Raw genomic sequence first — 11,128 nt, 5'->3', positions numbered from 1 at the left:
CGCTGCACTCGCTCCGCGTGCTCGCCCGTGGTGTGGCTGAGGTCTGGTCTTCCGTATGCGTGTTCAGCCGGCATCGAAGGCGGCGTGGTCAGGCAATAGGGGCTGCAAATCGAGCACAGGATTTGGCTCGGGGCCGTCTGTCGGGCGGGGACGCGGGGGCGCGCGGGGGGAGGGTGTGCGCATGCAGGCCAAGCCGTCCGCGCAGGACGCCCCCGAGAAGAAGCCGTCCGGACGCAGGCGGCGGCGGGTGCTCATCGGCTGCGGCGGGCTCGCGGTGACCGCGCTGCTGCTGCTCGGCGGCGGCGCCTACCTGTTGCAGAACGCCTACGACGACGGCGTCAAGCGGATCGCGGGCGCGATGCCGGAGCGCAGCGGCCGGCCGGCCTCGACCGGGCGCGGCGAGAACTGGCTGCTGATCGGGTCGGACCGGCGTTCGGACATGCCGTCGATGGGCGCCCGGTCCGACACCGTCATGCTGGTGCACCTGTCGGGGCGGGACGGCCGGGTGTCGGTGATCGCGATCCCGCGGGACAGCTGGGTACCGATCCCCGGGCACGGCAGCGGGAAGGTCAACGCGGCGTTCTCCTACGGCGGGCCGAAGCTGCTGATCCGGACGGTGGAGAAGCTGAGCGGCGTGCGCGTCGACCACTACGCGTCCCTGGACTTCGGCGGGTTCGTGAAGATGACCGACGCGCTCGGCGGCGTCGACGTCACCGTCGCCAAGCGCACCTACGACCCGATGCACAACCGGGTCTGGCCCGCCGGGCACCAGCACCTGGACGGCGTCGAGGCGCTCGACTTCGTCCGGCAGCGCTGGAACCTGCCCGGCGGCGACCTCGACCGGATCAAGCGGCAGCAGGCGTTCCTGCACGCGCTGGCGGACAAGGCGCTCGACACCCGCAACCCGCTCAAGCTCGACCGGTTCATCCGGGCGGCGACGCACTCGGTGACCGTGGACGACTCGGTGACGTCGGGGACGCTGCGCGGGCTGGCGGCGCGGCTGCTGAAGACGCCGCTGCTGGAGTACCTGACGGCGCCGGTCGACCGGTTCGCGTCGCGGCACGGGCAGAGCGTGGTGCTGCTGGACGGGGCGGCGGGCGGCGAGCTGTTCGCCGACGTCCGCAACGACCGGGTCGGGGAGTTCGTGGCCCGCAACGGCGCGGCGAACACGGTCGGAACCGTGCGCTGACCTGTACGGATAAGTCGGGCATCAAAACGATATGACGACCAAGGTCTAGATGGATTAGTCTACGTGGACTAATCGACTTCGACCAAGAAGGTCGCGCCATGTCCCGACCCCTCACACCGCTCGCGCTCACCGTGCTGCGCATGCTGTGCGACGGGCCCATGCACCCGTACGAGATGCAGCAGCGCATCCGCGACCACGCCTACGACCAGGCCGTCAAGATCACGCACGGTTCGCTGTACCACTCGGTGGAGCGGCTGGCGTCCGCCGGGCTGATCGAGCCGCTGGAGACCAGCCGCGAGGGCCGCCGGCCCGAGCGCACCGTCTACGCGGTCACCAGCGCCGGACGCGACGCCGCGCACATCCGCCTCGCCGAGCTGCTGGCCAAGCCCGTCGAGGAGTTCCCGCTGTTCGGCACCGGGCTGGCGTTCGTCAACCTGCTGCCGGAGGCCGAGGTCGCCCGGCAGCTGCGGACCCGGGCCATCGCGCTCGAGCTGCTGCTCGTCGGCAACCAGGCCGCCAACGAGTCGCTCCGCAAGCGCGGGCTGGAGCGCTACAAGCTGCTCGACCAGGAATGGTCGATCGCCCGGTTCCGCAGCGAGCTGGAATTCGTCCAGAGCCTCGCCGAGGACCTGGAGTCCGGACGGCTGACCTGGGCCGACGACGCGGACGTGACCTCCTGTCACTCGCCCCACCAGCACGAACACTGCACCGACTACCACACCCGCCGCATCGACAAGGGGGCACCATGAGCAAATGGCGCGGGAACCCGTGGGCGATCCTGCTGACGCTCTCCCTGGGCTTCTTCATGACGCTGCTCGACCTGACGATCGTGAACATCGCGATCCCGAGCATGATCGACAAGCTGGACGCCTCGCTGGACGAGGTGCTCTGGGTGGTCAACGCCTACATCCTGGTGCTGGCCGTCCTGCTCATCACCGCCGGCCGCCTCGGCGACCTGTTCGGCAAGAAGAACCTGTTCATCGCCGGTGTCACGCTGTTCACGCTGTCCAGCCTGGCGTGCGGCGTCTCGCAGGACCCGGCCCAGCTGATCGCGGCCCGCGCCGTGCAGGGCCTCGGCGCCGCGCTGCTGATGCCGCAGACCATGTCGATGATCATCAGCGTGTTCCCGGCCGAACGGCGCGGCGCCGCGCTCGGTATCTGGGGCGGGGTCGCGGGCGTGTCCACCATCGCCGGCCCGACCATCGGCGGCCTGCTGGTCACCAGCCTCGACTGGCGGTGGATCTTCTTCGTGAACCTGCCGATCGGCATCATCGTGCTGGCCATGGCCGTGCCGATCCTGCCCGGCCACACCCCCACGGTGCGGCACCGCTTCGACATCGCCGGCGTCCTGCTCGCCTCCGCCGGCCTGTTCTGCCTGACGTTCGCGCTCACCGAGGGCCAGAAGTACGACTGGAACGAGGGCATCTGGGGCCTCATCGCGGCCGGCCTCGCGCTCTTCGCGATCTTCTACCTCTACCAGCGGACGCAGCAGGACCGCGAGCCGCTGGTGCCGTTCTCGCTGTTCCGCGACCGCAACTTCACGATCCTCAACTTCGTCGGCGCCGCCGTGTCGATCGGCATGATCGGCATGTTCCTGCCGATGACGATCTACATGCAGTCCGTGCTCGGGTTCAGCGCCCTCAAGGCCGGCCTGGTGATGGCGCCGTCCTCGGTCGTGTCGATGTTCCTCGCGCCGGTCGCCGGCAAGCTGTCGGACCGCATCGGCGGCAAGTTCATCCTGATGGGCGGCCTCACCCTCTACGCGATCGGCATGCTGTGGCTGGTGCTGGTCGCCGAGGTCGGGACGGGCTGGACCGCGTTCATCCCCGCGCTCGTCGTCGCCGGGTTCGGCATCGGCGGGGTGTTCGCGCCGATGGCCACCGAGGCCACCCGGCACGTCCCGCCCCACCTGGCGGGCGCCGCGTCCGGCGTGAACAACACCGTCCGGCAGATCGGCTCCGTGCTCGGCAGCGCCGCGGTCGGCGCCGTCCTGCAGAACCAGCTCGCCTCGTCGCTCAAGAGCGAGGCCGCGACCCGCGCGGCGGCGCTCCCGCCGGACGTGCGGCCCGGCTTCGTCAAGGGCTTCGCCGGCGCCGCCAAGGGCGGCCTGGAGGTCGGCGCGGGCCAGACCGGCACCCAGCAGAAGCTGCCGCCGGGCGTCCCGCAGAGCGTGGTGCACCAGGTCCAGCAGGTGGCCGGCCAGGTCTTCACGCACGGCTTCGTGCACGCCCTGAAGCCGACGATGATCCTGCCGATCGTCGTCGTCCTGGCGAGCGCCGCCGCCTGCCTCGGCGTCAAGGGCTACCGCTCCACCCCCGCGGCCGGCAAGACCGACCCCGCTCCGGCCGCGGCCAACACCTGACCCGAAAGGCGACTGCCACGGGCTAGTCCAGCCCGTGGTAGTCGCCCTCGTAGAAGATCAGGGGGCGGGCGTCGGGGGACGGGACGTCCAGGCTGAGGACCTCGCCGACGACGATGCTGTGGTCGCCGGCGTCGTGCACGGCGTGGGTGCGGCATTCGAGCGCGGCGACGGCGTTCTTGAAGATCGCGGCGCCGGTGACCGGGCCGCGGACGTGCTCCCAGCCCTGCAGCTGGCCGTCCAGCATGCGGCCGCGGGTCGCGAACCACTGCGAGGCGTCCCGCATCTCCTCGGCCAGCACCGACACCGCCCACTCGCCGGCGTCGAGCGCGAGGTCGTGGAAGCGCGCGATCTTCTCGGGGCAGAACATGACCAGCAGCGGGTCCAGCGACACCGAGGCGAACGCGTTCACGGTCATGGCGTGGTCGGTGCCGTCCACCACGCTCGTCACGATCGCGACGCCCGTCGCGAACCTGCCCACCACCTGTCGGAAAAGCCCGGGATCAACCCCAGGGTCCCCCTTGTCGCCGCTCACAAGGCGCACACCCTACCGAGCTCCCTACCCGCGGGTACGCGCCGCCCTCCCGGTGAGCCACTGCCCGGGTGGGCCGGGCGACGGGACCCGCGCCACCGCGATCCCCGCGGCCACCATGCCGCCGATGATGTACACATACCCCGCGAGCGTTCCCGGAACGACCAGGTCCCCCTCCGCGCGCTGCATGGACATCACTATCACCACGACGCCCCAGGCCACTGCCGGCACCGCGGCGCCGATCTTGCCGCCCATCCCCCAGCCGGCCAGCCGGACCATGGCGTACACCAGCAGCGCCAGCACGATCGAGGTGACCGGCACGTCCCCGGCCGTCCACTCCTGGGCGTACGAGCCGACCAGGCCGAGGACGCCGCCGAGCAGGCCGAGCGCCGCGTACGCCGCGCCCGTCACCAGGGACTCCAGCGGCCCCTCCGCGCGCGCGCCCGAGCCCGCCGCGGACGCGCCGCCCGCCGCACCGGCGGCGGGGTCGTCCTTGGCCAGGCTCACCCGGGCCTCGTCGTCCTCGTCCACGCCCTCAGCGTATCGAGGGAATCAGGCCCCGGCGTCGCGCAGCCCGGCGAACAGGTCGGTCTCGCGGCGGCCGGGGCCGACCGGGCCGAGCTCGCCCGCCTGGAGGATGTAGTACTCGGTGCCGAACGCCTGCTGGCCGAGGTTGTTCGACAGCGCGAAGAACGGCCCGGCCTCCTCGGGCGCCACCGTGATCTGGGTGCGGTGCGCGCGCAGCGCGGCCAGCTTGGCGGGCAGGTGCGCGCGGGCGTCCACGACCGTGGTGACCTGCCCGTCCGGGACGCCGGAGCCCAGCTCGTCCAGCCCGGCGACCCGCGCGAACGGCAGCTTCGCCTCGCGCATCACCGCGATCGCCCGGGCGAGGACGGTGCGCGGGGTCGCGTAGGCGTAGATCTTCGCGGCCCGCCACGGCTCGCCGCCGCCGGCGAACGCCGGGTCGGCGGCCAGCTCGAACGCCCGCCAGGTGACGCGGTGCGCCTGGATGTGGTCGGGGTGCCCGTAGTTGCCGCGCTCGTCGTAGGTGACGATCACGTGCGGCCGGACCTCCCGGATGGTCTCCGCGAGCTCGCCGGCCGCCTCGTCCACGTCGGCGCGCCAGAAGCAGCGCGGATCGTCGTTGGTGGCGGTGCCCATCATGCCCGAGTCGCGCCAGCGGCCGGGACCGCCGAGGTAGCGGTGGTCGCGCACGCCGAGCGCCGCGGCCGCCGCCGCCATCTCCCCGATCCGGTACTCGCCGAGGCGGTCCTCCTTGTCGGAGGCCAGGTGGCGCAGCTCATCGGGGATGACTTCGCCCTCCTCGCCCAGCGTGCAGGTGACGAGACAGACGTGGGCGCCCTCGGCGGCGTACTTGGCCATGGTCGCCCCGGTCCCGATGGACTCGTCGTCCGGATGGGCGTGGACGAACAGGATCCGCGGCTCCTTCATGGTCACGAGCCTACTCAGGCTGCCCGGGCACGGCGATGACCGCCCTGCCCGGGGGACCGCGACGCCCCCGCGGGCGCGCGGTCAGTCGCCGCCTCCGCCGCCACCGCCGGCACCGGTGCCGCCACCGCCTCCGCCGTTGCCTCCGCCGCCACCGCCGCCCGCGGTGTTCGTCGGGTTCGCCGTCGGCGAGTGCGAGGTCGGCGCCTCGCTGGTCGGGGCCTCGCTGGTCGGGGTCTCCCTGGTCGGCGCCTCACTCGTCGGGAGGCGCGTCGGCAGCTGCGTGGGCCGGTGCGTCCGCGGGGTCGTCGGCGTCTCCTGGGTGGGCTCCTCCTCGGTCGGGCTGTCGGAGGTCGTCGCGGAGTCGGAGACCGTCGGGGACGAGCCCGGGTTCGGGGTCTCGTCGTTGCCCCGGTTCGCCATGTACAGGCCGACGACCAGCGCGAGCACGGCGATCGCCGCGACCGCCGCGAAGATCGGCCACTTGGACCGGCGCTGCGGCTCGAAGTCGTCGTAGCCGGTGTGCCGGCCGCCCTGGTACGGCGGCTGCTGGACGGGCGGCAGCGTGCCGGTGTAGCTCGCGGGCGAGACCCGCTGCGTCCGGCCGCCGGGAGGCCCGCCCTGGTGCGCGCCGAAGGCGGCGGCCGCGCCCGCGCCGGCGGCGAGCGTGGAGCCCTCCGCGAGCATCGTGGTCGCCTGGCCGGGGTCGTCCATCCGGGTCTGCCCGGCGCCGCCCGGCCCGCTGCCGATCAGCGCCATCATCAGCTGCTGCGCGGTCGGCCGCCGCTCGGGCTCCTTCACCAGGCACGCCGCGACCAGCCGGTGCAGGTCGGCGGGCACGCCCTCCAGGTACGGCGGCTCGTTCATCACCCGGTTGATCACCGCGACCACGGTGTCGTCGCCGAACGGCGGGTGCCCGGTCGCGGCGAACACCATGGTGGTCGCCCACGCCCACACGTCCACGGCCTCGGTGAGGGTCGCGCCCGCCACCTGCTCGGGGGCCATGTAGGACGGCGTGCCGATCGCCTTGGTGGCGTTGGTCTGGCCGGTGTCCAGCGCCCGCGCGATGCCGAAGTCGATCACTCGCGGGCCGTCCGGCGCCATGATCACGTTGTGCGGCTTGAAGTCGCGGTGCACGATCCCGGCCTGGTGGATCGCCACCAGGGCGGTCGCGGTGCCGATCGCCAGCCGGTCCAGCGCCGCGCCGGTGATCGGCCCGGTCTCGGTGAGCTGCTTGTACAGCGACGGGCCCGGCACGTACTCGCTGGCGATGTAGGGCTGGTCGCCCGCGACGTCGGCCTCCAGCACCTGCGCGGTGCAGAACCGGGCGACCTGCTTGGCGGCCTGCGCCTCGCGGACGAACCGGTTGCGCGCGGCGGCGTCGCCGGACAGATCGGCGCGCAGCAGCTTGATGGCGGCCCTGTTACCCGAGGCGTCGACGCCCGCGTAGACGACGCCCTGGCCGCCTTCGCCGAGCCTATCGACGATCTCGTACGAGCCCAGCCGCCGGGGATCGCCCGGCTGCAGCTCCGGCATGGACCACTCCTTCAAACCCGCGAGAACAAATGTGCTTGGGGAAGTCTTGAGCTTACGCGAGCGGGAGCACGGCCACCGGCCGTTCCCCGGCCGCGACGACCGCCCGGCATCATAGGGCCGCGCCCCCGCGCCGCGCCGCCGTTCGCAAAGGCTCGCAGGCTGGCAGACTCGGATGCCATGAGCATCAGCTATCCGCGGCAGAGCGCCCGCACCCGCCGTTTCACCCTCGGCGTCCCGCGCGCCTTCCAGATCGCGCCGGACGGGACGCGCGTGGCGTTCCTGCGCACCAGGGCGGGCGATGATCCGGTGACCTGCCTGTGGACGCTGGAGACCGGCACCGGCGAGGAGCGCCTCGTCGCCGACCCGGCCGCGCTGGACGTGCCGGGCGAGGAGAACCTGCCCGCCGAGGAGCGGGCCCGCCGCGAGCGCGCGCGCGAGCAGGCGGGCGGCATCGTCGGGTACGCCACCGACCGGGAGATGCGGCAGGCCGTGTTCACCCTCGGCGGCCGGCTCTACGTCGCCGACATCGGGTCCGGGCAGGTCAGGGAGCTGCCCGCGCAGGCGCCGGTGTTCGACCCGCGCCCCGACCCGGCCGGCCGCCGCGTCGCCTACGTGTCCGGGCGGACGCTGCGGGTGATCGAGATGGACGGCTCGGACGACCGCGCGCTCGTGCAGCCGGAGTCGGAGCAGATCTCCTACGGCCTCGCCGAGTTCGTCGCGGCCGAGGAGATGGGCCGGATGCGAGGCCACTGGTGGTCACCGGACGGCGGAACGCTGCTGGTCGCGCGGGTGGACGAGACGCCGGTGCAGCGCTGGCACATCGCCGACCCCGCCAACCCGGACCGGACGCCCGCCGAGATCGCCTATCCGGCGGCGGGCACGCCGAACGCGATCGTCTCGCTGGTCCTGCTGAAGGTGGACGGCGGCCGGCTCGGCGTCGCGTGGGACCGCGGCATGTTCCCCTACGTCGTCACCGCGTCCTGGGACCGGCACGGCCTGCTGATCGTCGTGCAGCCGCGCGACCAGCGGTCCCAGCGGGTGCTGCGGATCGACCCGTCCAACGGGGAGACGTCGCTGGTGCACAACGAGCACGACCCGGTGTGGACCGACATCGTGCCCGGCCTGCCCGCGCACACCGGGGCGGGCGATCTCGTGTGGGTCACCGAGGACCGCGAGACCGACACCCGCCGCATCACGGTCGGCGGGAAGCCGGTCACGCCGGGGGGCCTCCAGGTCCGCTCGATCCTCGGCGTGGAGGGCGAGTCGATCCTGTTCACCGCCTCGGAGGAGCCCACCGAGGTGCACCTCTACTCCTACGACGCCGGGGAGATCGTCCGGCTGACGGAGGGCCAGGGCGTGTTCGGCGGGGTGCGGGCCGCCGGTGTGACCGTGGTCACCGGATCGCGGCTGGACCGTCCGGGCACCGAGGTGGAGGTGCGCGAGCCGGCCGGCATCCACCCGGTCGCGTCCCTCGCCGAGACCCCGGTGATCACGCCGCGGGTGGAGCTGCTGCGCGCCGGGGACCGGGAGGTCCGCACCGCCGTGGTGCTGCCGACCGGCTGGAAGCCCGGCGACGGACGGCTGCCCGTCCTGATGGACCCCTACGGCGGCCCGCACGCGCAGCGGGTGCTGGCCGTCCAGCGGGCGTACTGCGAGGCGCAGTGGCTCGCCGACCAGGGCTTCGCCGTGGTGATCGCGGACGGCCGCGGCACGCCGGGCCGCGGCCCGGTCTGGGACCGCGCGGTCCGCGGCGACTTCGTCGAGCCGGTGCTGGAGGACCAGATCACCGCGCTGATCGAGGCGGCGCGGGTGCACCCGGCCGCGCTCGACCTGGACCGGGTCGGCATCCGCGGCTGGTCGTTCGGCGGCTGGCTCGCGGCGCTGGCGGTGCTGCGCCGCCCGGACGTGTTCCACGCGGGCATCGCGGGCGCGCCGGTCACCGACTGGCGGCTGTACGACACCCACTACACCGAGCGCTACCTCGGCCACCCGGACGAGGAGCCGGAGGCCTACGCCGCGAACTCGCTGATCGGGATGGCCGGCGACCTGAAGCGCCCGCTGATGATCATCCACGGGCTCGCCGACGACAACGTGGTCGCCGCGCACACGCTGCGGCTGTCGTCGGCGCTGCTGGCCGCCGGCCGCCCGCACACCGTCCTGCCGCTGTCGGGCGTCACCCACATGACCCCGCAGGAGATCGTCGCGGAGAACCTCCTGCTGGTCCAGGTGGAGTACCTCAAGACCGCCCTCGCTCGCTGAGTCGCGGCGAGTGAGCGCGGTTCAGGTCGCGGGGGTGCGGGATTCGGGGCCGTGCCAGGACGTCCAGAGGGCGGCGTAGGAGCCGTCCTCGGCGAGGAGCTCGTCGTGGGTGCCGAGCTCGGTGATCCGGCCGTCCTCGACGACCGCGACGCGGTCGGCGTCGTGCGCGGTGTGCAGCCGGTGCGCGATCGCCACGACGGTCCGGCCGTCCAGGACGGCGGCGAGCGTGCGCTCCAGCCGGCGCGCGGCGCGCGGGTCGAGCAGCGACGTCGCCTCGTCCAGCACCAGCGTGTGCGGGTCGGCGAGGACGAGCCGGGCCAGCGCCAGCTGCTGCGCCTGCGCGGGCGACAGCGCCGCGCCGCCCTCGCCGACCTCGGCGTCGAGGTCCGGGCCGTCCCAGTCGACGGTCGCGAGGACGTCGCGGATCCGCGCGTCGGACGCGTCCGGGCGGGCCATCGCCAGGTTCTCGCGCAGCGTGCCGCGGAACACGTGGTGCTCCTGGGTGACGAGCGCGACATGGCCGCGCAGGTCGTCCATGGGCAGCTCGACCAGCGGGACGGGCGCGCCGGACCCGACCGTGACCGCGCCGGAGCGGGGACCGTCGATGCCGGCGAGCAGGCGGCCCAGCGTCGACTTCCCGGCGCCGCTCGGCCCGACCATCGCCAGCCGCTCCCCCGGCCGCAGGTCGAGGTCCACGCCGTGCAGGACGTCGCGGCCCGTCCGGTAGGAGTAGCGGACGTCCCGCGCGGTGAGCCGCTCGCCGTCCGGGCGCCGCTCCCCCGGCTCCCGGTCCGGCGGGACGTTCCCGACGCCGAGCAGCCGGGCCAGCGACGCGCCGCCGAGCTGGAGCTCGTCCAGCCGGGACAGCAGCATGTCGACGGGTTCGATCAGCTGCTGGACGTACAGGGTCGCGGCGGTGACCTGCGCGAGCGAGGCCATCCCGTGCGCGTAGAACAGGCCGCCGAAGAACAGCGTCGTGGCGACGGGCAGCACGAACCCGAACTCGGCGACCGGGAACAGGACGGTCCGCAGCCGCAGCGTGTACCGCTCGGCGGCGTAGCTGCGGGCGATGTCGGCGTCGCCGCGGGCGTGCCGGCGGCCGGCGAGCCCGAACGCCTCGACGGTCCGGGCGCCGTGCACGGTCTCGGCGAGCCCGTCGGCGATCAGCGCCCACGAGGCGTTCTCGCGCAGGTAGCCGTCCCGGCAGCGGGGCAGGTACCAGCGCATCACGCCCCACAGGATCGGGACGGACACCAGGCACGGCAGCGCGACCAGCGGGCCGTTGAGCAGCAGCGCGCCGAAGGTGAACGCGCCGACGACGATCGCGACGAGGGTCTCCGGCACCGCCTCGCGCAGCGAGGTGCCGAGCGTGTCGACGTCCCGGGACGCGCGGGTGACCAGGTCGCCGGTGCCGGCCCGCTCGACCGCCGACAGCGGCAGCCCGAGCAGCCGGTCGACGAACTCCTCCCGCAGCTCGGCCAGGACGCGCTGGCCGAGCCGCGCGGAGGTGAAGTAGGCGTACCGGGTCAGCACGCCCTGGACGATCACGAAGGCGGCGATGGCGAGCGCGGCGGTGTCGATGTGGGCGGTGCCGTCGCCGACGCCTTCGACCAGGTCGCCGAGCAGCCGGGGCGCGACGAGGCCGGCCGCAGCGGCGAGCCCGTGCAGCGCCAGCGTCCCGGCGAGGGCGCGCGGATGCCGCAGCGCGATGCGCTGCGCGTACGTCCGCACCTGCGCGGGTTCCGCGACCGGCAGGATCTCGGTGCTCACGTTTCCTCGGGCCTTCCGTGCTTCGTGTTCGGTG

At 73.5% G+C, this 11,128-nt stretch carries 9 protein-coding genes; 4 read left to right on the top strand and 5 right to left on the bottom strand.

Features of this window, described 5'->3' with window-relative positions; translation table 11 throughout:
- The first annotated feature begins 181 nt into the window (after positions 1-181).
- The 3 genes from ACA514_RS45855 to ACA514_RS45845 all read left to right on the top strand — a co-directional run bounded on the left by ACA514_RS45855 (position 182) and on the right by ACA514_RS45845 (position 3,551).
- On the top strand, positions 182-1,189 hold the full coding sequence (locus ACA514_RS45855) for an LCP family protein (protein WP_375047810.1): 1,008 nt from the start codon (positions 182-184) through the stop codon (positions 1,187-1,189).
- A gap of 98 nt (positions 1,190-1,287) precedes the next feature.
- Positions 1,288-1,938, top strand: coding sequence for a PadR family transcriptional regulator (locus tag ACA514_RS45850; RefSeq protein WP_375047809.1), 651 nt, complete (start codon positions 1,288-1,290; stop codon positions 1,936-1,938).
- The gene (locus ACA514_RS45845) at positions 1,935-3,551 is read left to right on the top strand and encodes a DHA2 family efflux MFS transporter permease subunit (protein WP_375047808.1); all 1,617 of its coding nucleotides are present in this window, start codon (positions 1,935-1,937) and stop codon (positions 3,549-3,551) included. The genes ACA514_RS45850 and ACA514_RS45845 overlap by 4 nt, the downstream gene beginning before the upstream one ends.
- A gap of 22 nt (positions 3,552-3,573) precedes the next feature.
- Here ACA514_RS45845 and ACA514_RS45840 read toward each other — a convergent pair whose 3' ends face one another.
- The 4 genes from ACA514_RS45840 to ACA514_RS45825 form a co-directional block, all read right to left on the bottom strand.
- Positions 3,574-4,029 (bottom strand): flavin reductase family protein, encoded by a 456-nt coding sequence (locus tag ACA514_RS45840; protein ID WP_375047807.1) that lies wholly within the window; start codon positions 4,027-4,029, stop codon positions 3,574-3,576.
- Positions 4,030-4,107: 78 nt separating this feature from the next.
- On the bottom strand, positions 4,108-4,611 hold the full coding sequence (locus ACA514_RS45835) for a DUF6113 family protein (RefSeq protein WP_375047806.1): 504 nt from the start codon (positions 4,609-4,611) through the stop codon (positions 4,108-4,110).
- A 21-nt stretch (positions 4,612-4,632) separates the two neighbouring features.
- Positions 4,633-5,532, bottom strand: a complete 900-nt coding sequence (gene mshB / locus ACA514_RS45830; protein WP_375047805.1) for an N-acetyl-1-D-myo-inositol-2-amino-2-deoxy-alpha-D-glucopyranoside deacetylase — start codon at positions 5,530-5,532, stop codon at positions 4,633-4,635.
- Between the two features lie 81 nt (positions 5,533-5,613).
- The gene (locus ACA514_RS45825) at positions 5,614-7,065 is read right to left on the bottom strand and encodes a protein kinase (RefSeq protein ID WP_375047804.1); all 1,452 of its coding nucleotides are present in this window, start codon (positions 7,063-7,065) and stop codon (positions 5,614-5,616) included.
- A gap of 177 nt (positions 7,066-7,242) precedes the next feature.
- Between ACA514_RS45825 and ACA514_RS45820 the strand changes: the two genes are divergently transcribed.
- On the top strand, positions 7,243-9,324 hold the full coding sequence (locus tag ACA514_RS45820) for a prolyl oligopeptidase family serine peptidase (RefSeq protein WP_375047803.1): 2,082 nt from the start codon (positions 7,243-7,245) through the stop codon (positions 9,322-9,324).
- A 21-nt stretch (positions 9,325-9,345) separates the two neighbouring features.
- Here the strand turns inward: ACA514_RS45820 and ACA514_RS45815 are convergent, their stop codons facing one another.
- Complete coding sequence (locus ACA514_RS45815) at positions 9,346-11,094, bottom strand: ABC transporter ATP-binding protein (protein WP_375047802.1); 1,749 nt, start codon at positions 11,092-11,094, stop codon at positions 9,346-9,348.
- Between the last annotated feature and the right edge of the window lie 34 nt (positions 11,095-11,128).

It is taken from the genome of Actinomadura sp. NTSP31 (assembly GCF_041951385.1).
GTDB classification, from domain to species: Bacteria; Actinomycetota; Actinomycetes; order Streptosporangiales; family Streptosporangiaceae; genus Spirillospora; species Spirillospora napierensis.
The sequence above is the reverse complement of the archived record's forward strand: the minus strand, read 5'-3'. Positions and strand labels throughout refer to the sequence as shown.

Bases quoted from the DNA above. Each gene is read 5' to 3' on its own strand.
- ACA514_RS45855 (WP_375047810.1), top strand. From the start codon at position 182: ATGCAGGCCAAGCCGTCCGCGCAGGACGCCCCCGAGAAGAAGCCGTCC.
- ACA514_RS45850 (WP_375047809.1), top strand. From the start codon at position 1,288: ATGTCCCGACCCCTCACACCGCTCGCGCTCACCGTGCTGCGCATGCTG.
- ACA514_RS45845 (WP_375047808.1), top strand. From the start codon at position 1,935: ATGAGCAAATGGCGCGGGAACCCGTGGGCGATCCTGCTGACGCTCTCC.
- mshB (WP_375047805.1), bottom strand. From the start codon at position 5,532: ATGAAGGAGCCGCGGATCCTGTTCGTCCACGCCCATCCGGACGACGAG.
- ACA514_RS45825 (WP_375047804.1), bottom strand. From the start codon at position 7,065: ATGCCGGAGCTGCAGCCGGGCGATCCCCGGCGGCTGGGCTCGTACGAG.
- ACA514_RS45820 (WP_375047803.1), top strand. From the start codon at position 7,243: ATGAGCATCAGCTATCCGCGGCAGAGCGCCCGCACCCGCCGTTTCACC.